18 protein-coding genes are annotated in these 25,078 nt (G+C 52.8%); 8 read left to right on the top strand and 10 right to left on the bottom strand.

All coding sequences use genetic code 11. The features are described from left to right. Positions 1–7 precede the first annotated feature (7 nt). Complete coding sequence (locus LMED105_RS09405) at positions 8–814, bottom strand: carbon-nitrogen hydrolase family protein (protein ID WP_040513076.1); 807 nt, start codon at positions 812–814, stop codon at positions 8–10. Between the two features lies 1 nt (position 815). Further along, positions 816–4,862, bottom strand: coding sequence for a YhdP family protein (locus tag LMED105_RS09400; protein ID WP_008250549.1), 4,047 nt, complete (start codon positions 4,860–4,862; stop codon positions 816–818). A gap of 75 nt (positions 4,863–4,937) precedes the next feature. Here LMED105_RS09400 and glnE point away from each other — a divergent pair, with 75 nt between their 5' ends. Next, entirely contained in the window at positions 4,938–7,652 is a 2,715-nt protein-coding gene (gene glnE, locus LMED105_RS09395; RefSeq protein WP_008250548.1) for a bifunctional [glutamate--ammonia ligase]-adenylyl-L-tyrosine phosphorylase/[glutamate--ammonia-ligase] adenylyltransferase, read from the top strand. Between the two features lie 107 nt (positions 7,653–7,759). Here the strand turns inward: glnE and LMED105_RS09390 are convergent, their stop codons facing one another. The 8 genes from LMED105_RS09390 to mpl all read right to left on the bottom strand — a co-directional run bounded on the left by LMED105_RS09390 (position 7,760) and on the right by mpl (position 19,150). Continuing rightward, on the bottom strand, positions 7,760–11,584 hold the full coding sequence (locus LMED105_RS09390) for an SIR2 family protein (protein WP_040513075.1): 3,825 nt from the start codon (positions 11,582–11,584) through the stop codon (positions 7,760–7,762). A 458-nt stretch (positions 11,585–12,042) separates the two neighbouring features. Further along, positions 12,043–12,792 (bottom strand): monofunctional biosynthetic peptidoglycan transglycosylase, encoded by a 750-nt coding sequence (gene mtgA / locus LMED105_RS09385; protein ID WP_008250546.1) that lies wholly within the window; start codon positions 12,790–12,792, stop codon positions 12,043–12,045. After that, positions 12,789–13,685 (bottom strand): shikimate dehydrogenase, encoded by an 897-nt coding sequence (gene aroE / locus LMED105_RS09380; RefSeq protein ID WP_040513118.1) that lies wholly within the window; start codon positions 13,683–13,685, stop codon positions 12,789–12,791. Before aroE ends, mtgA begins: the two co-directional genes overlap by 4 nt. 18 nt (positions 13,686–13,703) lie before the next feature. Beyond that, positions 13,704–14,537 carry an energy transducer TonB gene (locus tag LMED105_RS09375; RefSeq protein WP_008250544.1) on the bottom strand — a complete coding sequence of 278 codons (834 nt, stop codon included), beginning with the start codon at positions 14,535–14,537 and terminating at the stop codon, positions 13,704–13,706. Continuing rightward, entirely contained in the window at positions 14,534–16,549 is a 2,016-nt protein-coding gene (locus tag LMED105_RS09370; RefSeq protein WP_008250541.1) for a ribonuclease catalytic domain-containing protein, read from the bottom strand. The genes LMED105_RS09375 and LMED105_RS09370 overlap by 4 nt, the downstream gene beginning before the upstream one ends. A gap of 8 nt (positions 16,550–16,557) precedes the next feature. Then, entirely contained in the window at positions 16,558–17,121 is a 564-nt protein-coding gene (locus LMED105_RS16325) for a chorismate lyase (RefSeq protein WP_008250539.1), read from the bottom strand. Next, entirely contained in the window at positions 17,118–17,762 is a 645-nt protein-coding gene (locus tag LMED105_RS09360; protein WP_008250534.1) for a YqiA/YcfP family alpha/beta fold hydrolase, read from the bottom strand. Before LMED105_RS09360 ends, LMED105_RS16325 begins: the two co-directional genes overlap by 4 nt. After that, positions 17,759–19,150, bottom strand: a complete 1,392-nt coding sequence (mpl, locus tag LMED105_RS09355) for a UDP-N-acetylmuramate:L-alanyl-gamma-D-glutamyl-meso-diaminopimelate ligase (protein WP_040513074.1) — start codon at positions 19,148–19,150, stop codon at positions 17,759–17,761. Before mpl ends, LMED105_RS09360 begins: the two co-directional genes overlap by 4 nt. Positions 19,151–19,212: 62 nt before the next feature. Here mpl and LMED105_RS09350 point away from each other — a divergent pair, with 62 nt between their 5' ends. The 7 genes from LMED105_RS09350 (at position 19,213) to LMED105_RS09320 (ending at position 25,063) form a co-directional block, all read left to right on the top strand. Beyond that, positions 19,213–19,815 (top strand): hypothetical protein, encoded by a 603-nt coding sequence (locus LMED105_RS09350; protein WP_008250530.1) that lies wholly within the window; start codon positions 19,213–19,215, stop codon positions 19,813–19,815. Then, positions 19,812–20,309, top strand: coding sequence for a TlpA disulfide reductase family protein (locus LMED105_RS09345; protein WP_008250529.1), 498 nt, complete (start codon positions 19,812–19,814; stop codon positions 20,307–20,309). Before LMED105_RS09350 ends, LMED105_RS09345 begins: the two co-directional genes overlap by 4 nt. A gap of 179 nt (positions 20,310–20,488) precedes the next feature. Continuing rightward, positions 20,489–20,950 carry an acetyl-CoA carboxylase biotin carboxyl carrier protein gene (accB, locus tag LMED105_RS09340; RefSeq protein ID WP_008250527.1) on the top strand — a complete coding sequence of 154 codons (462 nt, stop codon included), beginning with the start codon at positions 20,489–20,491 and terminating at the stop codon, positions 20,948–20,950. Positions 20,951–20,966: 16 nt separating this feature from the next. Next, on the top strand, positions 20,967–22,316 hold the full coding sequence (gene accC, locus LMED105_RS09335) for an acetyl-CoA carboxylase biotin carboxylase subunit (RefSeq protein ID WP_008250526.1): 1,350 nt from the start codon (positions 20,967–20,969) through the stop codon (positions 22,314–22,316). After that, positions 22,317–23,231: a 50S ribosomal protein L11 methyltransferase gene (gene prmA / locus LMED105_RS09330; RefSeq protein ID WP_008250524.1), complete on the top strand. Its 915-nt coding sequence runs from the start codon at positions 22,317–22,319 to the stop codon at positions 23,229–23,231. Positions 23,232–23,267: 36 nt separating this feature from the next. Further along, positions 23,268–24,068: a DUF3426 domain-containing protein gene (locus LMED105_RS09325; RefSeq protein ID WP_008250521.1), complete on the top strand. Its 801-nt coding sequence runs from the start codon at positions 23,268–23,270 to the stop codon at positions 24,066–24,068. Between the two features lie 38 nt (positions 24,069–24,106). After that, entirely contained in the window at positions 24,107–25,063 is a 957-nt protein-coding gene (locus LMED105_RS09320) for a carbohydrate kinase family protein (protein ID WP_008250516.1), read from the top strand. The last annotated feature ends 15 nt before the right edge of the window (positions 25,064–25,078 follow it).

Here is a 25,078-nt window from a genome sequence, read left to right as displayed (position 1 = left end):
GAATCCTTTAAAGCACGCGGTGCGTAAGTGCGGGCAAGCTGTTTCGCACATCAACTATCTTAGCAGGGTCAAGCTGACCCAGCACGACCCCTTCGCCTTCTTCCAGCACATTCTCAACCTCGCCCCACGGGTTCACCAACATGGAATGGCCCCAGGTGCGGCGCCCATTCTCATGCACACCACCTTGGCCGCAAGCCAGCACGTAACACTGGTTTTCAATGGCGCGGGCACGCATCAACACCTCCCAGTGGGCGCGCCCAGTGGTGTAAGTGAATGCTGCGGGCATCACGATCAAATCCACTGGGCCCATGGCGCGGTAAAGTTCAGGGAAACGCAGGTCGTAGCACACTGACAAGCCGATTTTGAAGCCGTCTACATCAGCCACTACCGGTGTTTTTCCGGGAAGTAAAACCCGCGCTTCATCGTAACTTTCCTGCCCCTTGGTGAAACAAAACAGGTGAATTTTGTCGTAGCGGGCCGTGCATTCACCTTGGGGATTGAATACCAGGGTTGTGTTGTACACGCGGCCGTCGACGCCGCTGGCAATTGGCAGGGTGCCTGCCACGATGTGCAGGTTGCGCACCACCGCCTGGTCGATCAGAAATTGTTGAATAGGACCGTTGCCGAAAGGCTCGGCAATCGCCAGTTTGTCGGTGTCTTTGTGTCCCATCAGGCAAAAATACTCTGGCAACAGCACCATGCGCGCACCTTGCCTAGCAGCCTGCCCAATTAAGCGTTGCGCAATATCCAGGTTCCGTTCAAGGTCGGGGGTTGCAATCATTTGCAAGCTTGCCACGGTCATGGATTTGCTCATGCTAATTCCTTGTGTTGGGATCATTGGTGGGCGGGGTAACTGCATCGCCCTTGCGCACACGCTCAATCACCGGGGCCACCCAAGGGCCGCTCACTTTGTACTGAAACGAGAAGATTTTCGACAGCGGATCTTTCAGGACAAAGTCAGCAATCAGCGATGCGATTCCCACAGCCGGGTTGGCTGCAATCACCGAGTAAATCAGCGATCCGCCCGTGGGATTCAAATCGGGCAACACCACCACATTCAGGTTTTGTGTTTCGCTTTCCAGGTCCAGTTTTCCGTCCATCAACACGGTGGCGCTGGGCCCGGTCATTTTGAAGTTCTGGGTGCTGGCAATGCCCTCCTTCATGGCCACATCAGCCTCCATGGTGTCGTAGGCGAAACCCTCAGAAAATACGTCTTTGAAATCGAGCGTGAAACGACGTGGAATGCTTTGCAAAGAAAGCACACCCAGCAATTTGGCAACTCCAGGGTCTGCCTTCAAAAACTGCCCTTTGCTGCTTTTCAACTTGAATTGCCCGCTCAAGCTGCCATAGTCAATGTTCGTGGGGGCATCATTCCAGCGCAACCGCCCAACCAGCGTACCCTCGCCACCTTGAAACACCCCGGCCATGCCAAGTCGGGTTAACAAGCCTCCCGCATTTTTCACGGTTTGGTCGACTTCAATGTCGGTGCGCTGATTTTTAAGGTTTTCACCGTACTGCCAAACCCCCTTGGCCCTGGTAATCGATTCGGGGTTTTCAATGCGCAGTTCTTCCAGCTTCCACTCTTTCGGGCGTTGACCCAGTGCGGCGCGCGCCTGCTCCTCACGGGTTTGGTTAACAGCAATTAATTTCAGGTTGCCCAAAACCAAATCATTCAAGGTGAAGTTGTCCACCTGCACGTCCAAAGCCGGAATGCTGGAGGCTGGTTCTTCAACCAAATCGCGTATGTTGCTGTCGAGCGTTTTGGGAATGGCCAAGGTTTTGAAACGCGCCAACACTGCACCGTCTGGCCTTTGTTTGTCGGAGATCCAGGAGAGATAACCATCAACCCCCTTGGCTTTCACATCGAACTGCCATCTTTTCTCTACCGTGCGGGCGGCCACGGATACACCTTCAAATGATTTGCTCCCCACATTCAGTCGCTCGGTGCGAATACCCACCTTTAATTTTACATTGGTGGCCGCGGTAGGGTCGCCCATCAATTCGCCCATCAATCCTGTGTTACCCGAGGCCGAGGTGACATCGTTAAAAATGGTGCGCCAGGTGTCCAAATCAATTGCCGGCACCCGAATATCACCTTGTATTCCAGCAGTGGGCGCTGCCAGAGGCGCGCCGATTGCAAACTGCATGGAATCAATACCCGCCTGCCCGGCTTCTTCAAGAACAATTGCTCGGAGTTGTGCAAGCGGTTTTGCATCCGGGCCCAAATCGACTTGCCAACGTTCGCCTTGCGCACTGGCAGTTTGATTCAGCCTGAATGGCAAACGGGCATCCGTTTTCTTTGTAAAAGGTGCAGGTAACTTGACTTCCAAACCCTGCAATTGGCTGTTGACATCCACCGTCACACCATTCTCGCGAGTGGATACAAGCACTGAATACGGTGTGCTACCTCCGAGGTAAGGTTCGCTCAGAGGGTTCAAATACTGGGCAAGCCCCTTGGCGCGCGCAGTACCGTTGGCACGAATTTCCATACGCCCGTTGGCATCGGTGGTGCCTTTGACCACCACAGGTCCACCCAAAGCCTGACCCAAAAGCTGGTCGATAAACAAACCTTTGTTGGAGAACTGGATCACTCCATCCACATTGCTGACCATCGGCATGCCCCGCACCACTCGAATGGCATTGCCTTTCAATTTCAAATCGCCCTTGACCTGGGTTTTTTCAGGGTCGGCAATTGGAATGGTCAGGCGTAAATCCAGGTTGGCGTTGCCTTCCACCTGAGCATTGATCAGCGCCTCATTCAAAATTTCCCGCACCGGGCTTTGATTCACAAAGGCCACCATTTTGCCCAACTCACCCTGGCCTTGCCCCTTGATTTCCAGCAAGGGTTCCCAAGCATCCAGGTTATCAATGCTGGCCTGCACATCTTTCAAAGCCACACCAGCGGTTTCAGCTTGATCTGCCTCAATTGACATGCGTTTGCCAATAAACAATACCTTGCCGTTCACCTTCTGAATGCCAGGCCAGCCAGGGGCATAAGTCAGCTCACCGTTCTCAATCGGCACGTCGATTCTAAACACACCGGGGTGTTTGGGGTCGGCAAAGGGAAAGTCGCTCAAGCGGCCAGACAGTTCAAACTGGCCATTTTTTGCCATTCCCGCTTTTAGATTCTCGGTTAGCCACTCACGGGCGCTGGCCCCAACCACCAATGGCAGATAGTTGGCCACACGCCCAAGGTTGGCCATGGGCAAAGTGCCCTTGATATCGATGACATCCGATTCATCCCGGCGAAACTGGTAAGTACCAGCCACTTGGGCCTGTAAATCAGCATTGGCGACCTTCAGTTGCTCCACGGAAAATTCTGCTGGCTGATTGGCCGTGAATACATCCCGCCAAGCGCCACTGCCTTCAATCGAATCGAACGCCAGGGTCTCCGCTGCAAATATTTCGGGCAATGAAATTTCAGAATTATTGCCGACCAAGCTCCATTCGCCTTTGGAATCACTGCCTTTGAAGGTGCCACTGAGATTCTTGAAACCGGTGATTCGCCCATTCGATTTTGGTGAAGGGTCGCGATACAAAACGGTGAGCTTGCTGAAATCAACATCGGACTTGAACGAGACTGACTCCTCGTGTGGCTTCTTACCCGTGGTACGCCAATCCAGTGCAACACGGTTAATTCGCCCGGCCACTTCGAAAGACTTCAAAGGCTCCAGCCGTTGAAGCTGCCCCAGGTGCGGGCCCAACTCGAGCACCACCGCCTGGGCCTGGGCTGCGTCCAGTTGCTGGATTTGAACCCCCCAATCCACTCCGCCTGCACCTTCTTCTTTTTTCAGGGACAAATCGGTTGGCCCAAACTGTTTTTGCCCGGCAATCTGGCCTTTCAATTGACGAATCGAAATGGCATTCGGCTCAAACAACGCATGCTGACCTTGCACCTCCACCAATGCGCTGGTGTTGGTCATGTCAAAAGGTGGAGCATCAACCTCGGGGTTGGAAAAACGCAATTTCCCGATTCGCGCATCCAGCAATGAACGCTGCACAAAACCGTCTTCAAAATCGATCCAGAGTTTTCCCTGTGGTTGGGTTAAATCCACATCCAGACCGAAGGTTTTAAACACCGACTCAAGTGGTGCAGTTTGATCCACCAAGGCACTGAGATAAAAACTGCCTTTCCATTTGGACACATCACCCAGCTGGCGCTCCAACAAAGGCGTTTTAAAGTTCAAACGGGCATTCACTGGTGTTTGTGCCAGCACGGGCAACTTGAAGGTAAGACCCGCCTGGTGGCGGCTTAATCCGTTTTCCAGTAAAAGTTCGGTTTCGATGGCCTGGGCACTGGGAAATTGCCCCATGGCATCTTGCCAATTCAAGACACCATTTTTTAGCAACACACGTTGCTGCGCCAACAACCAGTCCAGCCCGGGGTTGCCCTGGCTGCCATCGTCCACCAAAGGTATGCCGGCAACTTCGATTACACCTTGCGAATTGCGCACTACACTGAGCGCCGGTGATTGCACTTCCAGATTCTTCAAACGGGGGTTGAACGCGAGAATGCTGGGCAAAGACCAGGTTAATTTAAGCTGATCGGCGGTGAAACCTGGTTCGCCGTTGGCTTGCTGCAGTCGAACGTTTCGCACCTCGAGCAAAGGCCCAAAACCGCGCCAGCTGGCTTGAATCTGACCAATTTCGATCGCAGTACCAGTTTGGGTTTGCAAGTACTGCTGAATTTCGGGACGGTAGCGGTCAATTTCAGGCAGCACCAACCACTTGATGGCCAACAACGCCATACACAGTGGGGTATACACAGCAATCAACACCCAAAACAGCACCGCCCCTGCACGCCGAAGCGAGGGGATGCCCTTGACTTGTTGCACCAGTGCCTGGTTTGTTCCTTCCTGCAAGAAATACCGCCCGAATAATCGTCAACACCTGTAGTACGCTATTGTAGAACCAAGCTTCCCTTTATTACGACACGCATGAACGACCCACTGGATTTCTATCATCAGGTTTGGCCCACCCACTCCGAATATGCCAAACGCTGGCTCAACCGTTTCCCTCAATGGGACAGCACCGAGCACGATGAAGACCACCTTTTGAACTGTATTGAAACCTGGCTGGAGAAAGCGCGGGAGTTAAGCGACGAAAAAGCCCTGATGGCAGAACTTCGCCTGGTACGACAACGAAGCATGATTGAAATCATGCGGCGCGACCTGCAGGGCAAGGTTGACTTGTTCGAAGTGACAGAGGCCTTGTCCTTTCTGGCCGACGCCGCTGTACAAATTGCGCTGAAATTCAGCCACAAAATGCAGGCTGAGCGTTTTGGTGAACCGGCCGATGGCGATTGCATGATGGTGGTGGGCATGGGCAAGCTGGGCGGTCTTGAATTGAATGCCTCCAGCGACATCGACCTGATTTTTTTGTACAACCAGGATGGGGAAACACTGGGCGGCCCCACGGGTAAAACCCAATCCCATGCAGAATTTTTCACGCAGGTGGGCAAACGTGTCATCAAGATTATTTCGGAAGTAACCGACGAAGGTTTTGTGTTTCGGGTCGACATGCGCCTTCGCCCGAATGGCGACTCAGGCCCACTGGTGGTAAGCCTGGACATGCTGGAGGAGTACTTCGTGGTGCAAGGCCGCGAATGGGAGCGCTATGCCTGGATCAAGGCCCGCGTGGTGAACTGGGCGGTAGACCCGGCGCAAGACGCGGCTTTTCAGCAAAGCCTGGACAACCTGAACAACATTGTTCGGCCTTTTGTGTTTCGTAAATACCTGGACTTTGGATCCATTCGCGCTTTGCGGGCCTTGCATGTGCAAATTCGCAATGAAGTGAACAAACGAGAAAGCCAACACCCGGGCTCGGTGCATGTCAAACTGGGACGAGGCGGTATTCGCGAAATTGAATTTACGGCACAGGCTTTTCAGTTGATTCGCGGCGGACGCGAACCCAAGCTGCAATTGCGACGCACGGTTGATGTGTTGGAAGTATGCGTGGAGTTGGGGCTGATTACCAAAGACGACCACGACAGAATGGTGGCAGCCTACCGTTTTCTGCGAAACCTTGAACACCGCCTGCAGTATGTGGACGACGCGCAAACCCACCGCTTGCCAGCCAGCCCGACTGAGGTGCTGCGCATTGCGCGATCCATGGGATTTCAAGACCCAGGCAATTTTATGAAGGCTTTGAACCGCCACATGGATTACGTGGCGAGCCACTTTGATGTCGTGTTTGGCGACAAACAGGAAGACGAAGAAACCCCCAGCCTTGAACTGCCATGGGCAGACACGCTCACCCAAGGGTTCACACACCCTCAAGCTGCGCAAGATCGTTATCAACACCTGATTGAATCGAGTCGTTATCAGGCTTTGCCAAGCGCGCACCGGGAACGGGTTGACCGTTTGATGCCCACTTTGCTGGCCGCAGCCGGCGCATCTTCGGCACCAGACTCCTGCTGGCGTTACTGCTGCGACCTGATTGAAACCGTATCGCGCCGTGGGGCTTACCTCAGCTTGCTGGACGAATACCCAATAGCCCGCATGCGAGTCAGCAGAATGCTTGCGGCCAGCCCGTGGGCCGCCAACTTCCTGATCAAACACCCACTGCTGCTCGATGAGTTGCTAGACAGCAGAACCCTGCTGACGCCACCCGATTTTGCTCAATGGAAACAGCAATTGCGTGAACTGCTCGACCAAGCCAAATTGCCCGACGGTCAGCCCGACCTTGAACGTCAAATGGACCTGATTCGGGAACAGCACCATGCGCAACTATTCCGGGTACTGACACAAGACCTTGAAAACCTGTTGACAGTGGAGCATGTCTCGGACCTGTTGTCTGAACTGGCCGATTGCACACTCGAAATTATTCTGGAGCGAGCCTGGGACCAGTTGCCGAAACGGCACCGCGCACAACCTCGGTTTGCGGTGGTGGCCTATGGCAAACACGGCGGCAAAGAGTTGGGTTACTCCTCCGACCTGGACTTGATTTTTTTGTTTGAAGACGAGGATGACCGCGCCCCAGATTTGTATGCCCAACTGGCCAAGCGCATGAACCGCTGGCTGACTACACAAACCGCAGCAGGCACTTTGTTTGAAACTGATTTTCGACTGCGACCCAACGGCGAAGCTGGCTTGCTGGTGAGCAGTGTGGAATCGTTTGAAGACTATCAACGCCGCGAAGGCGGTGTGGGCGCCTGGTTTTGGGAACACCAGGCACTAACCCGTGCGCGCTTTTGTGTGGGCGATGTAGAGATTGGTAAAAAATTTGAGACGCTGCGGGAAGAAATTTTGCAACTGCCCCGCGACTGGAATGACGTGAAGAAAGAAGTGATCACCATGCGCCAGAAAATGCTGGATGGACACCCCAACCACACAGAGCTGTTTGATGTAAAACACGATTTGGGCGGCATGGTGGATGTGGAATTCATGGTGCAGGCCTTGGTGCTGGGCTACGCCAACAAGCACCCTGACCTGACAAAAAACAAAGGCAATATTGCCTTGTTGAAAAAAGCTGGGGAGCTGGGACTGGTGCCGGCTGAGCTTGCCAATTATGTGGCCGATGCCTACCGACAACTGCGGGCCAAGCAACATGCCTTGCGGCTGGCAGGACATGACAAATCACGCACCAGCGACCCCGCGTTGATGGTGATGAGAAAGCCGATTCGGAAGCTATGGGAAACTTTGTTGGGGTGAGGTTTCTATCTACACAGATAGCATAGATTTTTTTGTTCAGTTACTCATCTGTTTGCACGATGAGGTATCTGAACTTACAGGCATGAAACACTGAAAACTCAAGATTTTCAAGTCCGCTCAAGCAGATCAATAAGACGCAAATAACGCGGGTCAGAGGTCAGGTCAGGCTTAGTTTCTGAAATTAATGCAAGAACTTTCGGTAACTCATACGCAAGGGGGCCGAGCGTATCTGGCGCAATTCTGTTCATTAAGTCCAAAGTCTTTTCCGGAAACAAGACCGTGATCGGCTGCTCGCCAGCGGCTTCCCTTATGAAACGATATAGTGAGTGACTATTTGTCTCCAAGGGCACCAAGAATTTTTTCACCGCCTCATAGACACTTGGAAAATTCACCCCAGTCTCGCCAAGTAAATTAACCCACGCTTCAGTGGCTGCCATAGTCCTATATCGCCGCTCTCTTGGCCAATCTTCTTCAATCAATGGAAGAACGTGTTTATTCCAGTCATTCTCCTTGTGACGTCCCACCTGGCTCAGCCAGAAGATAAATTGATTCCGGGTACTTTCCGACATTGCCCGAAGAATTGAACGCATTTCATTACACGATAAACCGTAAGACTTATCCCAAGCAAAAACCCGCAACCAACCTAGCCACCGGGCAGCTACATTTGCTAATTTGCCACCCCAAGAAAACTCTTCAATCTTTGGGAAAAGTCCAAGTAACTGCGGTTTAATTATTTCCAACAAAGGTGGGCTAGGTATATTCCCACTATGTAAGAATCCGTTCCATGCAGCTTCTGAACGAGGATGTTGGAAATTCAGCATAGGAATCAACTGCGTATTGCTCCAACCTGGATCGATGAACATCAACCAGTTGAGCCTTCGGCAACTTACTGAAACCGCATGATCCGAGCCTTCCCCAACTGCCGAAAAAAGACGTTCGACACGAGATTTGATGTGCCCCGGAATAAGCGAACCCGCCTCCAGCTTTTCTACCGTCACGACACGGAAAAGAGCTTCCGTACACATACCGATGGGACCATTAATTGCATGATCATAAGTTCGCCGGGATTGTTGAATGACTTTTCCCCTCAAAGTCACTTCACCACGGCTACTCCCAGTGGCGTCTGCTCCGCCACTCATAATTCCATCAACGATGTGATCGTACAAAGCCCAACCAAGGGCTTCATCAAACTTCAGAATGACATTAAGGTTCTTTTCAAACCATCGTCCCAATGTAAAGCGGAGTTCTACTATCAGCGAATAAGGTAAACGCGATAATCGCCTCAAGAAAACCAGCCTTAACCGCGGCCTTACTTCCTCGGGAAAGTGATTGATCATTTCCGACCAGAAATCTTCCCGGAACTCCCCCTTTTTTCCAGAAATTGTAAGCGCCGCAAGTGCCTTTCTCGGATTGGATTTAACCAAACCAATAAACGGTCTTTTATCGGTGAGACTAAACAAATCCCGCTTTGACGCCTCCTTGGCTTTACTAACCAATTCCCCCACTGGAAGGCTTAAAATTTCATCTGGATTTTCGTCGGTGGACACCCATCCGCCTGAAGAGCCCTGTTTGATTGCAATTGATGAAGCCCAGCTTTCACGCCATTCTGGAAGCTTTTCGATCAATTCTGCGAGTTTTTTAGTATGGTCTACCGTTAGCTCACATCCGTGTAATTGAATATATCTTGCGTAGCTGGCGGCAGACTCATCTCGTAATTTAGGATATTCATCATCAGACCAGTAGGAGCGCTTGTCAGGCCCTTCAAGAATTCTCTTCATCAATCGACTTTTATGATCAATAGAGAACTCATGCCATCGATCAATCAGCAAGAACACAAGCTCTCGAACCAGATCGCTATCCCAGAAAATTTCTTGCTGAATACACAACACTTGCTCAGCAACATAATCCGCTTCAAATAATTCTACTTTGTTAAACGCATACAGCTTTAACCTTCCATAGAATAAAGGATCTGCAATTGGCCAAGTCGTTGCATGCGCACGGGCTAACTCTGGATATTCCGCAACCATCCGGTCAAAAAGCTGGATGAACCAAGTCACAGATTGCGCACTTTCTTCTACATGAACTTCCCCCTCAACATCTCGATCAGGGTAGCAAGTAGGTAGCTCAAAATTGTAAATATCCCTATCGATATCCTTAAGCAGGCCTGACACCACCCTAAACTGCGCCTCAATGATGCCAAATACTTCAGGCAAGACCTCATCAGGTACTTCTACATCTTCGTTATAACGCTCAAGGAACTTCACTTCGAATTGACCTAGTCCTCCGAGATCAACATGCTGCCAATCGTCCTGAGGTGGTTTAGCCTTACTCAAGCCATAAGGCGCTTTAACATCCAACCTTGGAGTTGCAAATTTTCGGAAGTCCCTCAGAACATGAGAAGTCCAGCCTTCACTTGCAACTTTGTTTTTGAAATCGAACCAATTCCGATCTTGATGAGCCCTATTTCGAGGATCACGTTGCGCCTCAAGAATCAGATTCCAAATATGTCGAGCTCGCGAATGTAAATTTTTTGAACGTTCGATTTCCCCTCCAAGTTCTCTCAACAATCGGGGATGTATACCAGTTTGACGAATCACCCACCAAGCCAGCACCGGACTATGAATGGACTTAGCAAACCATGTAATCAAGTGACCTAACCTGGCAGAAAGCGGCTCAAAACCTTCAGGCCGCCTTCCACCTATCCGGTGAAAATCATGCGGATTGCCATCTCCCTCTCTCCAAATCAAAAGATCGTCGTTGTTAACAGGTGATTTATTTTTATCATCAGAAAAATCTTCTAAATCGTCATCAAGGCCGTAAGCCGCCCTGGGATCAAAAACCTCTGTATCTTCACCATACCCCTCAACCTGCTCCGCGGAACGCACCATCTCATCCATCACACACACCCATTCTGGATTTGCAGCTGGATCTGCCTGGGAGAATAATTTCGCGCCCTGTACCGTGCGTAAAACATGTGCTACTTGCCCACGCTCATGAGCCGCCAAATCTTTTGGGTCTTGTTGAGTCTTGGCGATCACCGACTCTCGCCATTTACGAGGGTCATCAGCGCGTTCAGCCCAAGCTTGTATGCTCTCCCACAACTTTGGAAAATCAGGAAAGGCTATCGCCGTTACACCACGATCATGCCACTTTGCTTCTATTTCTTCAGGAGGACCTTTATCAAACGCATACAACCTGGATCGGTCATATTTTCCATCATGGTTAAGGCCTTGTAGGAGGTATTTAATCGGTGGGTCTTCCGCTTTATAGCCTAGCAACACTACGGTATATCGACCCAATAGATCTCGAATAAATTTTGTCGCCCAACCTTCAGAAAGATAGGCTCGACCAAAATCTGCACTACTCAGTACATATGGATGACTTTCAGAATCAGGGTCTTGCAACTTTCCGTGCAGATATGTAATACCCTCGATACTTGAACCGTATCCAAGATCAGGAAAAGCTGGCGGTTCATATGTGTGCTCCTCTTGATCGCGCCCCTCAAACAAGCGATCAAAATTAGTGGTTACGATCTGCGGAATTCCTTTGGCGCTTTTAGAAATTCGCTTGATCAACCCATGCTCATGTCCAATCTTGCCGGAAGGCTTGGCACTTAGCCGTCTTGCCACCAACTGATTAACTTCATGTTTACCGTACTCCATATGGAGAAGATTGAATATCTGGTCTAGTGGAGTTTTTAAGGAAGACTCGTTCCCTTTCTGTTTTTCATCCAACCAAGGCTGAAATGCAATCCTGATTTCCGAGTCAGCTGAAGGGTCAAAGAAATTGATTACGCACTCAGTAAGTTTTACAAAATCAGGCATATTTGACGGTACAGATACTCCCGCACCGCAAAGAAACACCACACGACCCTCATCACAACGATTCAAAAGTATGTCGGGAATGATCGGGCCGTCAGCGTGGAATCTCATAACTTGAATTGAATCACCAGTTGTTTGAATAGATCACAATAAATCTAGTTTCCCAGAAATTCTGCTCTTGCGTGCACACCTCGTAGCGTCACTACACTGCTATCACACTGTAACTTCACCAACTCAAACTACCAAGTTAGACAATCCGGCCAGACTATCTGCCCGCGCTCAGAATTCATTCCAATATTCGTCAAAAATAAACACATTCAAACGCATTCTCAAACAAATATTTCGTTGCCGAAGTAACGCCTTTTTGCTTGTTCAGGTAGCAATGCCCTTGCAGCGCCATTCAAGAAAGCCTGCCCTTGTAGTCGATTCACCTCCCGTTCGGCAACGCCGGGAGCGCAGCCCGCCCGCTTTGTTAGCGGGGGCGCTCAGGGTGGTTAATCGTCTTCAAGGGGGAACTCAGGCTTTCTGGCGCAAAAGGGTATGCACCTGAACAAGTAAACGTAGACGCATTACTTCGGCACAGTCACTTGGTACATCCGCTTTTGCAGCGTGCCTGTTTTACGCGCCAAAAAAGGCGAATTTCTGCGTTTGTCAAAATAGCGTGGCGCAGGCAACATGCCTGCCATGCGCGCAGCCTGATAGTTGCTCAGTTGTGCAGCACTGACGCCGTAGTGGTGTTTTGCGCCGGCCTGCGCACCGTATACGCCGTTGCCCCATTCCACCACATTCAGGTACACCTCCAGAATACGGCGTTTGTCCCAAAGCGCTTCAATCATCAAAGCGATGACCAACTCCTGACCTTTGCGAATGTAGCTCCGCTTGCTGGTCAAGAACAGGTTTTTGGCCAACTGCTGGGTGATGGTAGAGCCACCATGTGTCACCCTTCCTCGTCTTTCATTGCGTTTAATGGCCAATTGAATGGCTTCCACTTCCACGCCCTTGTGAGTCATGAAACCGCTGTCTTCAGCAGCGATTACAGCACGCTTTAAGTTCAAGGAAATTTTGTCGTAAGGCACCCATTCATGTTTCAACTGAAAACCCGGTTCGGTCTTGCGAATTTCAGCCAAACGGGTTTGCATGAAACTCGTGCTGCTGGGGTTCACATGAGTCCACACCGCAATTTGCGCCAAATACCAAAGCTGTAACAACACGATGGCGCAGAATCCCCAAAAGAAAATTCGCCACAACCACACCAATGGATTCAGGCTGAATTTGCGCTTGCTGCCACCAGGAGAAGATTTTCTGCGAGCCATGGTCATTGTTGTTTTGCTTTGGCAAGCAAGGCTTGCCGAACTTTGGTTAAAGTTTCAAGGGCATTGGGCGACTGCCCGGTCCATACCTCAAAGGCGAGCTGGGCTTGAAAAACCAACATGCCCAGGCCGTCGCTGCACGGTAACTCCAGCTTACTGACAGACCGAATAAATGCTGTGGGTTCGGCGGCATACATCATGTCGTAGACCAATACAGCGCGCGCGTACCAATCAGGGTGAAGTACAGGTACATCCCCTTTCAGACTGCTTGACGACGCATTCACAATCACCACCGGTGCGCCGGGCACATCAAAATGAGAAGGCGGTGTATCCAGCCCGCCACCGGCTGCGGGAAGATCAATCGCTTCCGCACGCTGCGCCAGCTGGCGCGCTTTGTCCACAGTTCGGTTAAGTACCGTAAGGTGCTGAACACCCGCCTGCTGAAAAGCTGCCACACAACCGCTGGCTGCACCACCTGCACCGATCATCAATATCTGGCATTGCTCCAGTCGCAAACCCAGCGTATTTAACTGGCGGTTCAAGTCGCGGCACAAGCCCCCACCATCGGTGTTGTCGGCCAGCACAGTGCCATCGACGTTAAATTTCAAGGTGTTGGCCGCCTGCGCGAATTCTGCGGCGGGTGTCAGCGAATTGGGAGGCTTGCCAGCCAATGCAAAGGCATCCAGCTTGAATGGCACGGTCACATTGGCGCCCTTCACACCCGCAGCCTGCAGCGCTGCTACAGTTTGTGCAAAACCATTCAGTGGGGCAAGCACTCGTTCATATTGCAAAGGCAAACCAAGCTGCGCCGCAAAGTCGGAATGAATGAACGGCGACATGCTGTGTGCAATCGGATTCCCGATCACCACATACCGATCTGCTTGACGAATCAATGCATTCAACAACGAATCTCCCTGAACTTAATACTCGGTACTGATGGTGTCACGGCTGAACACCCAGGTGCGTGTAATCGCCAAAATATCGGCCTTCTGCCGCATCTCTGAGGGAAAAGGTGGGAACGGCGTAGACATTCTTAAAATTCTTAATGCAGCGCGATCCAACACGGCCGATCCCGAAGAACGGTCGACTTCCACATCTTCCAGCGTGCCATCAGCACGCACATAGGCAGTCAGCCTTAACTTGCCGTAAATACGGCCTTTCAGTTCATCGGGGTAATTCGCATTGCCCACCTGTTCTACCTTGGCGCGCCACGCCTCCTCGTAAATTGCAAAAGCATAGGGCGAGGTACGTGGCGAGAAAAAATGCTTGCGTGGACGTTCGTTGTAGCTTTTGATGTTGTCGGCAATTTGAGCCTGCAACCGCTTGATTTCAAGCGCACGCTGGCTTTTCGGATCATTGCCGGGGCGCGTGTCCAGCACTTCGTTTTGCGGTGTGGTGCGCAACTCCGCACCCGCCAAATTGCGCTGCAAGGCCTCCAGCTCCTTCAGCCGTTCCTGGCTGGCGATCAGTTCGCGCTGGTTGACCTTGTCATCCGCTTGCCCGGGCAAAGTGGTCGCCCGGCCCTTGTCTGCTTGCCCGCCACCATCCAGTGCAACTTGTGCAAGTACTTTGGCATCAGTGGGCGTTTTTTGCGATTGCGCATTCACCAGAATCACTTCCAGCGGACGACTAAAAGCGGTGTCTACTTTCGGTTTTGAAAAATGCACCAGCAACAACAAGGCGTGAAGAAGCACCGACAACACCAGTGCCTTTTTCAAGTCGATCCCGCCCAGTGGTGCACGCAGCGAAGTCAAGCTGCAGAACCTCCTGCGGAATCGTCTGGAGGATTGAGCCCCTCCGACTCACCCGCTTCAAGCACCGCCACCGGCGCCTCGGGAAGTTCAACCTCCTCTTCCTCGTCGTCATCCAGCAAGCGCGTTGCTGTGCCTTTTTTCAAGGCAATCAACTTGCAAGAAACTGTAAGGGTCAGTTCATCCACCTGATCCAGCTCAACCTCTACCTGCACCCCACGGCCTGGCGAAGTAACGCCCACCAAGCGAACAAACAGGGGAATGTCGTCCAGGCGCACCAGTTCGTCCTTCACCACCACGCCGTCAAACTGTTTGCGGCCCTTTTGCTGAATCCAGCGCAAGCACCAGTAGCGTTCCATACTTTGCTGGAATTCGGCATAGGCTTTGTAAGTCACATCAAAACTGTTCACGGCTGACAGCAATTCCGCATCGGTTGCGGTGTACACCGGTGGTTCCTGGCGAAGCAGCGAAATCAATTGCTGCTGGTTCACCAGGTCAACATAACGGCGCAAAGGCGAAGTACTCCAGGCGTATTGCGGCACGCCCAAACCCACATGCGGCGCGGCATGGGTCGACATTCGCACACGTCCCATAGGCGGTTGTACCCTGTAAATTCCAGTGACTTTGCACTCGTCGAGCATACCGCCCCACTCGCGGTTCACATAGATCATCCATTCAGCCACCAACAAATCCAGTGGCGCATCGCGGCGGCGGGGCTGAATTTCAACGGTGCCGTCATCACTCACGTAGAAATTAAAATCGATCCGCGTGTGCTTCTCGGGCTGGCCACGAACAATTTCCCGCTCCATTCGCAACACACACGAACTTTTCCACAACGTTTTCAGGGCAGGGAAAAATTCACCCACCGTATCCAGTTCATTCAGACCGGGGTCTTCCAGCACCTCTTTCGACAAAGCCGCATCCAGGTGATTGTGGCGCAAGTTCGCTGCCATGGGCACTTGCTCAATCGCGCTGTAAGGCTCGCTGATCAGCTCACCTGTTTCAGTACTCACTTCCACATAAATGCTGACCGATGGCACTGTTCGCCCTTCGGCCAATGTGGCCAGCTCAACCACCTGGTCGGGCAACATGGTGATTTTATCGCCGGGCGCATACACGGTAGACAAGCGCTCGCGGGCCACGCGATCATATGGACTCCCGCGCTCAATCAAGAGCGCAGGCGCTGCAATGTGCACACCAATTCGGGCGCGTTTTTCATCCAGCCACACCACGCTGAATGCATCGTCAATTTCCGTGGTTGAAATATCATCAACCGAAAACGCGCGCACATTCGCCACGGGCAACTCCGCCAACTCGGCTGGCACCTCGGGCGCAGGCAAATCAATTTCCGGGCCTTTCGGGAAATACACGGCAGCAAAACGTGCACGCATCATTTCATGCACAGATTTAAAAGCGCCACATTCAATCAACAACACATCGGGCGACCGGCCCGCTTCCGTGCAAGCCAGCATCAAGGCTTTGTATTCGGCGCTGTTTTTGTCGGGCCGAACCAGCAATGTGGCTGCCTGTTTTGCAAAACCGTCCGGCAGTTCACGGCGCACCAAGGCATCGGCCCAGGCTTGTTGCTGTTCAGCCGCCAGGCGCTTTTTCTCCAAACCGGCCAAAGCAGCCTGCAAAATTTCTGGCGGGGCTGCACGGTACATGCCCTTGCCCTTGCGGTGAAAGTGAATGGGGGCAGCATGCAAAGCTGCCAGGGTGGCTGCCTGTTGCACCACTGTGGGTTTTTCACCGAAGTACTCTTGAGCCATGGCCGTGAAATCAAACTCGCCCTCAGGAGAACATTCCCACAAAAACTCGGTGTCCACTTCCTTGGCCAAAGCCTCAACCTGCGTGTGGAATTCTGCACATTCCAGCGCATCAAATTTCAGCATCACACTGTTGGATTTCACCTTGGTGCGTTTGCCATGCAAGGTTTCAACCTGATAGGCGTTGCCTTGCTCTTGAAGCACTCGGCCCACTTTGAAGGCTCCGGCCTCTTCGTAATACAAATTCATCAACTGTCCTAAATGTAGTTCTCGAGTTGGGGCAGGAACACTTCCATGACCCACAACGGCGTTCTGTCGGGTTTGCGCGAAAAGCGCGCGCAACGCGCATACCAAACGCGGCCACTGCCCAGCCGGTTCATCTCGGCTTTCATCGCCGGGGGCAACAAGCGTTGCACCCAAGGCTGCTGCAAAGGCAAGCGTGCGAAATAAAGTTTGCCCCGTTTTACTTTCGGGTCGGAAAACAACACCGTGCCCAATGAGCGGGTGCCCAAACCCCGCCAAAAATGCCAATCATTTACTGGGCCATCCATTTCAACCAGAGTTTGGGCCAGCACCACAGGCGCGTTGTTCACGTGCAAGCGCACCAGCCGCTGCCGCATCATTTGCCCCGTTACACTTTGCCCCCTGGCGCCAGGCCCGTGTTTAATCAACACCTTGGCTTGCACAACAGGCTCTACTTTAAACCCTTGGTTCAGGCGCACCAAACGCTGGGTGAGCGAACCGGAGGTACATGCCCAGTTTCGGGCCCAGGCAGGCCAGCTTGGCGGGCAACGCCTGGCCCACGCGACAACACCACTCATGGCAAACCCACAGCCAGCTTCACGAAGGGCAAAATATCATCAAAATCGCTCAAAGCGTGATCAGAACCGAGGAGGTGAAGTTGGTGTGCACCGCGGTAACGCGCCAGCATGGTGTCACAGTTCAGCACCTCATCGTCACGCGCAGCCACCAAAAAGTAACGTTGCGGGTTTGTCAGGCTGGTTTGCTCCATGGCTTTTAAATCGCCCAGGTAGGCGGGTACAAATTCGATTTCTTCATCAGAAAAATAAACCTTCTTTTTTCCGATTTGATCTTGCAGGTCGTCATAAGGCTTGATGGCCGGATTCAACAACACCACCGAAGCCTGAGCATGCAACTCTCCCAACACAGTGGCGTAATATCCTCCCAAGGAACTTCCAATGAAGGTCATCGACAATTCGGGTTGGCTGTGTAAACGGGCATCCAGGTGCTGCTCGATCATGGCCAATGCCTGCGCCGGCGAGGCAGGCAAATCGGGCACCCACAAATGGCTGCTTAAACCGGCCTGGTCAAACGCATCAATCATCTTCTGGGCTTTCACCGATTTGGACGACGAACGAAACCCGTGCAGGTACACCACCAGATCGGCTACACCCGGGGTACGCGCAAAACCTCCCGGGCTGTGAAGGGTAAAGGGCGTCAAGCCTTCACCCGTGAAGCCAAAGCATCAATCAGTTTTTGGTGAATGCCGCCAAACGAACCATTGCTCATGGCCACCACCCAGTCACCCGGCTGTGCCTGGGAAACCACATGATCAATCACTTCATTCAAATTGTCGCTGGTGAACAATCTTTCACCGACGCTGCCCAAGGTATCGCGCACATTCCATTGAATACCTGCGGTGTAGCACACCACGGCCTGAGCCTCATCAAAGGAGGCAGGCAGTGCTTGCGCAAGGGTACCCATTTTCATGGTGTTGGAGCGCGGCTCGAACAGTGCAATCAAGCGGCCTGCGGGTTGGCCATTGGCCAAAGCAATTTCCGCCATGCGGGCTTTTGCGCCTTCCAGCGTAGTGGCAATGGCGGTTGGGTGATGCGCAAAATCGTCGTACACCCTCACACCGGCCGCCTCGCCGCGCAACTCCATCCTGCGCTTTACACCGGGAAATGCACTCAAGGCATTGCAAGCATCAGCCACTTTCACCCCCACGGCATGTGCAGCCGCAATCACCGCCAAGGCATTGTTCACATTGTGCAGGCCTGACCAGTCCCATTCCACCTGGCCTTTTACCTCACCATGCATCAACACTTCAAATCGGGATGCGCCCAATACATGGGCTTGCCAGGGTGCCTCATCACCATTGGCGGAAAAACGCGCCACAGGAGTCCAGCAACCCCGTTTAAGTACCCGTTCCAGCGATTCTGTGTTGGCTGGGCATACCACCCGCCCTTCCGACGGCACGGTGCGCACCAGGTGGTGAAACTGGGTTTCAATGGCCGCAAGGTCGGGAAAAATGTCGGCGTGGTCAAACTCCAGGTTGTTCAATACAGCCACCACGGGGCGGTAATGCACGAACTTCGAACGCTTGTCGAAAAAGGCCGTGTCGTACTCGTCGGCTTCAATCACAAAACAGTCGCCCTGCCCCAATGTGGCTGATACGCCAAAACCGCCAGGTACACCACCAATCAAAAAGCCGGGGTTTAAACCCGCCTGTTGCAACACCCAAGCCAACATCGAACTGGTACTGGTTTTGCCATGCGTACCCGCCACAGCCAACACCTTGCGGCCACGCAAAATATGTTCGCCCACCCACTGGGGGCCACTGGTGTAGGCCAGCCCCTGATTCAAAATTGCTTCCATCAGGGGGTTACCGCGCGAGACCACATTGCCCACCACCCACAGATCGGGCTTGATTGCCAGTTGCTCCACACCAAAACCTTCGGTCAACTCGATCCCCGCCTGGGTTAGTTGGGTGCTCATGGGTGGGTAAACATTGGCGTCGCAACCGGTCACGGTGTGGCCCAGGGACTTGGCCAACTGGGCAACACCGCCCATGAAGGTGCCACAAATCCCGAGAATGTGGATGTGCATTCTTTCTTCCTTTCAGAACAAGCCCATATTGTAGTGCCTGTGAATTTGGATACACTGCCGATATGGAAGAATTCTTCGCCCCGCAAGACGAACTTCGCATAGAAATTGCGATGACCGCAGCCAGACTGATTGCAGAGGAAGGCTTGGACTACGCCACCGCACGCAACCAGGCCGTGAAAGCCTTGCTTGGAAAACAGCGTGTGCCCCGGGAACGACTTCCTTCTGATCAAGACATTCAAGATGAGCTGCGCGCCTACCAAGCCCTGTTTCAAGCTGACAGCCAACCCGGTGAATTGAACGAATTGCGTGAAGTTGCACTCCAATTCATGCAAGGTATACAGCAGTTCGAACCCATTGTGTATGGCGCAGCGGTCAATGGCACGGGCAGTGCTCATTCCGATGTGCACATCATTGCGTTCGCCGACGACGAAAAAGAAGTGGACTACTGGCTGTTAAACCAGAACATCCATTTCGACGCCTGTGAAGATGCCTTGTTGGCTGGAAAATCATTTCCGGCTGTGGCCTTTCGCTGGAAGCAGCGCTGGTTCCAGCTGGGTGTGGCCAGCCCGGTACAACGCAGGGGCTTGCTGAACCGGCAAGCGCCTGACGGAACCCTTTTTCAAACCGACATTGCGGGCTTGACCCGTTTGATAGACGCACCATGAGCAACAAACTTATCCCGATTCTGACCGCAGTCCTCGCCTTGGCGATTGGTCTGTATTTTGGCCTGAAACCCAAGAATGGCCCTGATTATCCTTTGAGTGGCTACACCTTTGATACGCCGCAAGGCGCATCGCTCGACTTGGGTGCACTGAAAGGCAAGGTTGTGGTTCTTAACTTTTGGGCCACATGGTGCCCACCCTGCGTGGAAGAAATGCCTGAACTGGACGAGCTGTATCCGCAACTTCAAGCCCAAAATGTGGAGTTGATCGGAATTGCAATTGATTCTCCCAGCAACGTGCAGCAATTTCTGCAAAAAACACCTGTAAATTACCCTATCGTGCTTGCAGGCATGACTGGTACAGAGCTTGGAAAAGCACTGGGTAACCAACAGGGTGGATTACCATTTACCGTCATTTTGGACGAAAATGGTAATGAAATACTCACAGAAGCCGGCAGAATACAGATGAGTACTATCACTAACGCACTGCAACGTTAAAATCGGGTATGCTCACGCAACGCCTGACTTGGGCGAACCGCGAAGCAAGGTTCATCAAAGCCCTCCAAGGTGGAAAATAATTGATTTTCAGTGCACACTAAGCGAAGTTAGGCTCAATTCACCTCGCGCTTGGTTGCGTACTGCCATACAAAACCAACCTCCCTAGATGGAGCAAGTAAATGGACCTCAGAAAGCTAAAAACATTGATCGACCTGGTCGCCGAATCCGACATTTCCGAACTGGAAGTGACTGAAGGCGAAGGCAAGGTACGCATCGTCAAAAGCCAGCCTCAATACACCATGGCCATGCCACAGCAAATGATGCAGCAAGCGCCAGCCATGGCGGCGCCAGCCGCGGCTGCGGCCCCTGCTGTTGCTGCTGAAGCACCCGCAGCACCAGCCGATGCCGGCCACAAAGTCACTTCACCCATGGTTGGCACGTTTTATCGCGCGCCCAGCCCCGGCGCATCCAATTTCGTGGAAATTGGCAGCACGGTGAAAGAAGGCCAAACCATCTGCATTATTGAAGCCATGAAGTTGCTCAACGAAATTGAGTGCGACAAGTCTGGTGTGGTCAAGGCCATCCTGGTCGAAAACGGTCAACCCGTGGAGTTTGGTCAAGCTCTATTCGTCATTGAATAGAACAGGAGCAGCCACCATGTTTGGAAAAATATTGATCGCCAACCGCGGCGAAATAGCCCTGCGCATTCTGCGTGCGTGCAAGGAAATGGGCATTAAAACCGTGGCGGTTTACTCCACCGCCGACGTGGACGCCAAGTATGTCAAGCTGGCCGATGAGTCGGTGTGTATTGGCCCCCCCAGTTCCAAAGAAAGCTACCTGAACATTCCAGCCATTATTAGCGCCGCAGAAGTGACCGATTCTGAGGCCATCCACCCGGGCTACGGCTTTCTGTCCGAGAATGCCAGCTTCGCCGACCGTGTCGAGAAAAGTGGTTTTGTGTTCATAGGCCCCCGTGCTGAATCCATTCTGCTGATGGGCGACAAGGTATCGGCCAAGCGGGCCATGATTGCTGCGGGCGTGCCTTGCGTGCCGGGTTCTGAAGGTGAATTGCCCGACGATCCACGCGAAATCGTGAAAATTGCACGCCAAGTGGGTTACCCGGTCATTATCAAAGCCGCTGGCGGCGGCGGTGGCCGCGGCATGCGTGTGGTGCACACCGAGGCCGCGCTGTTGAACGCAGTCACCATGACCAAAACTGAAGCCGGTTCTGCATTTAATAACCCGGCGGTTTACATGGAAAAATTCCTTGAAAACCCCCGCCACATTGAAATCCAGATCCTGGCCGACGAACACAAGAATGCCGTGTGGCTGGGCGAACGCGATTGCTCCATGCAACGCCGCCACCAGAAAGTGATTGAAGAAGCACCGGCACCGAATATTCCACGCCGCCTGATTGAACGGATTGGCGAACGCTGCGCAGAAGCCTGCCGAAAAATTGGCTACCGTGGTGCCGGCACCTTCGAATTTCTGTACGAGAACGGTGAGTTTTACTTCATTGAAATGAACACCCGCGTGCAAGTTGAACACCCGGTCACCGAAATGATTACTGGTGTCGACATTGTTCAGGAACAAATTCGCATTGCAGCGGGGCAAAAACTGCGTTTCCGCCAACGCGACATTGAATTCCGTGGCCATGCCATGGAATGTCGAATCAATGCGGAAGATCCGTTCAAGTTTGTGCCTTCACCTGGTCCAATCAAGAACTGGCATGCGCCTGGCGGCCCCGGCGTGCGCGTGGATTCCCATGTCTACAGTGGCTACAACGTGCCACCGCATTACGATTCCATGATTGCCAAAGTGATTACTTACGGCGAAGACCGCAAGCAGGCCATGGCCCGCATGCGCCAAGCCCTCGCAGAATTGGTAGTCGATGGTATTAAAACCAACACAGCCTTGCACCGTGAATTGATGGAAGACGCCCGCTTTGTTGAAGGCGGCACCAGCATTCACTACCTTGAGCACAAACTGGAAGCACGTTTCAAGTAAATGAACCCACAGGCCACACCGCTGATACAAGCCAAACTCACCCTGCCCTTTGAGCAAGCCGACGAAGTTTCCGACCTGCTCATGGAGTTGGGGGCTTTGGCGGTCAGCCTGGAAGACGCCAATGCCGACAGCGAAGACGAACAACCCTTGTTCGGCGAACCCGGCATGGAGCCAGAATCAGCGGCGTGGAATTTGAACCATGTGGTGGCCTTGTTTCGCAACAAAGCTGAAGGTGAGCAAATTTTCGGTGAAATCCCGGCCGAATTGCTGGGTGAAGCTGAAATTGATTACACCGAAGTGCCTCAGGTAGACTGGGTTCGTCTAACCCAGTCCCAGTTCGACCCCATTCCCATTTCAGCCCGTTTGTGGATTGTGCCCTCCTGGCACGAACCCCAAAACATCGACGATCGAATCAACCTGGTGCTCGATCCCGGCTTGGCCTTTGGCACCGGCTCACACCCTACCACTGCCCTTTGCCTTCGTTGGCTAAGCGAGTTTCCACTGAAGGGACAAAGTGTGCTGGATTACGGTTGTGGCTCGGGTATTTTGGGCATTGCAGCGCTTAAATTGGGCGCATCTGAAGCCATTGGCGTGGATATTGATCCCCAAGCTGTCGACAGCACCGCCTACAATGCCGGCAACAATGGCGTCGAAATGCCCTGTGGTTTGCCCGACTTTCCATTGGCCAAGCGCCAATTTCCGGTGGTGGTCGCCAACATTTTATCGAACCCGCTGAAAGTTTTAGCCCCATCGCTGTGCAACCATGTAGAAGCAGGCGGGCAACTGGTACTTTCAGGCGTGTTGGCCCGCCAGGCCGAAGAAGTGATTTCACATTACCGCCAATGGATCAACCTTGCGGTGTGGGCCGAGCGCGACGGCTGGGTATGCCTGCATGGCCAGAAAGCGGCGGACTGACCGCCTTGCACCCACCGGCAAGGTTAAACTAGCGCCATGAGCCTTGCCACACGCTGCCCCAACTGCAACACCCTGTTCAAAGTGACCTCTGGCCAACTGCAAATGCACGAGGGCAAGGTACGCTGTGGGCATTGCCAAACCATATTTTCCGGCATTGAGCACCTTACTTCAGCCGACACTGAAGCCTGGCAAAAACTGGACCTTAGCCCCAAGCATAGTGACACTGGCTACACCAGCGACCACAACTTGACCGGCGGCGATGGCACAGATTCGGAAGCGTTGTTCGCCGACACGGCACCCTCTAAACCACTGTTGAATTTCAGCCAAGGCAACCCGGTGTTAAAGGTGGCTTGTGTTGCACTGCTGCTGGCGCTTGGGCTGCAAGCATTGTGGTGGCAACGTATTGACCTGCTGCAACAAACCCCCGACATGGCCAAACACATTAATACGGCAGGGCCAACTATTCAGCGACTGTTTGCAAGCCCGGCCACCCAGGCTCTGCGAGTTGAAGGCAGCGGCCTGCAAGCTCTGGATGAACACAATCTGCGGGTTGACCTCACCTTACACAACCAGCTTCCTTTGCCTGCCCTGTGGCCCCACCTGAAAGTGGAATTGCTCGACCCGCAAGGTTTGGTATTGGCCAGCAAATCCTTAAGCCCAAGCGATTACCAACTTCGCGATGAAAATGCGGCCAGCCAAGCGCCGTTGATTGCTGGCGAAAAAACCGTGGAAGTACTGGCATACTTGAACTTGAGCACTTTGAATACACAACTGCCCGAAAGCGCCGCGACTGGCTTCAGGCTTGAATTATTTGACCAAGGCCCAGGCGAACAATAACCGCCAAGCCAATTTTTTAGATACTGGACTGCTTCACCATGAATTCCCCAACCAACACCAAACGCGTTTTAATCTGCGGTTCTATCGCATTCGACACCATCATGGTGTTTGAAGGCCGTTTCAAAGACCAAATTTTGCCGGATCAGGTACACATTCTGAACGTTGCGTTTCTGGTTCCCAGTCTTCGCAAAGACTGGGGCGGCTGCGCGGGCAACATTGCCTACAGCCTGAATATGCTGGGCGGCAAACCCGTACCCATGGCCACCATTGGGCATGATGCCGGAGGTTACTTTCAGCGCCTGCAAACCTTGGGCATTGAAACCAACTGCCTGAAGCAAATTGGCGAAGAGTTCACGGCGCAGGCCTTCATTACCACCGACCTTGACGACAACCAGATTACCGCCTTCCACCCAGGCGCCATGAGTCACTCGCACCTGAACAAGGTGAGCGATGCCGGCGACATCGCCTTGGGCATCATTGCCCCCGATGGCAGGGACGGCATGATGCAGCACGCTGAGCAATTTGCCACCGCAGGCATTCCATTTGTATTCGACCCAGGCCAGGGGCTGCCCATGTTCGGCAAACCCGAACTTGACCGGTTTTTGGAACTTGCGACCTACGCGGCTGTCAATGACTATGAAGCCAAGATGCTGTGTGAGCGCACCGGGCTAACCCTGGAGCAGATCGCAGAGAAGCTGGAAGCACTCGTGGTGACCCGCGGTGCCGAAGGCAGCTGGGTATTTACACAGGGTCAACGGCACGACATACCATGCGTTAAAGCAGAACGCATCGCCGACCCCACTGGCTGTGGCGATGCATACCGCGGCGGCTTGCTCTACGGCCTTACAGAAGGCATGGGCATTGTGAATGCGGCCAAACTGGCCAGTTTGATGGGTTCTCTGAAAATTGCAGTGAAAGGCCCTCAAACCTACCAGTACAGCCGGGAAGAAATTGCGTCCAGGTTTACTGCCGCTTTTGGTCAACAACCCTGGTAACTTGAAAGGAAAATC

The sequence above is a fragment of the Limnobacter sp. MED105 genome, from assembly GCF_000170915.1.
GTDB lineage: Bacteria > Pseudomonadota > Gammaproteobacteria > Burkholderiales > Burkholderiaceae_B > Limnobacter.
The sequence above is the reverse complement of the archived record's forward strand: the minus strand, read 5'-3'. Positions and strand labels throughout refer to the sequence as shown.

Bases quoted from the DNA above. Each gene is read 5' to 3' on its own strand.
- LMED105_RS09405 (WP_040513076.1), bottom strand. From the start codon at position 814: ATGAGCAAATCCATGACCGTGGCAAGCTTGCAAATGATTGCAACCCCC.
- glnE (WP_008250548.1), top strand. From the start codon at position 4,938: ATGAACGACCCACTGGATTTCTATCATCAGGTTTGGCCCACCCACTCC.
- LMED105_RS09390 (WP_040513075.1), bottom strand. From the start codon at position 11,584: ATGAGATTCCACGCTGACGGCCCGATCATTCCCGACATACTTTTGAAT.
- mtgA (WP_008250546.1), bottom strand. From the start codon at position 12,792: ATGACCATGGCTCGCAGAAAATCTTCTCCTGGTGGCAGCAAGCGCAAA.
- LMED105_RS09370 (WP_008250541.1), bottom strand. From the start codon at position 16,549: ATGAATTTGTATTACGAAGAGGCCGGAGCCTTCAAAGTGGGCCGAGTG.
- LMED105_RS16325 (WP_008250539.1), bottom strand. From the start codon at position 17,121: ATGAGTGGTGTTGTCGCGTGGGCCAGGCGTTGCCCGCCAAGCTGGCCT.
- mpl (WP_040513074.1), bottom strand. From the start codon at position 19,150: ATGCACATCCACATTCTCGGGATTTGTGGCACCTTCATGGGCGGTGTT.
- LMED105_RS09350 (WP_008250530.1), top strand. From the start codon at position 19,213: ATGGAAGAATTCTTCGCCCCGCAAGACGAACTTCGCATAGAAATTGCG.
- LMED105_RS09345 (WP_008250529.1), top strand. From the start codon at position 19,812: ATGAGCAACAAACTTATCCCGATTCTGACCGCAGTCCTCGCCTTGGCG.
- accB (WP_008250527.1), top strand. From the start codon at position 20,489: ATGGACCTCAGAAAGCTAAAAACATTGATCGACCTGGTCGCCGAATCC.
- accC (WP_008250526.1), top strand. From the start codon at position 20,967: ATGTTTGGAAAAATATTGATCGCCAACCGCGGCGAAATAGCCCTGCGC.
- prmA (WP_008250524.1), top strand. From the start codon at position 22,317: ATGAACCCACAGGCCACACCGCTGATACAAGCCAAACTCACCCTGCCC.
- LMED105_RS09325 (WP_008250521.1), top strand. From the start codon at position 23,268: ATGAGCCTTGCCACACGCTGCCCCAACTGCAACACCCTGTTCAAAGTG.
- LMED105_RS09320 (WP_008250516.1), top strand. From the start codon at position 24,107: ATGAATTCCCCAACCAACACCAAACGCGTTTTAATCTGCGGTTCTATC.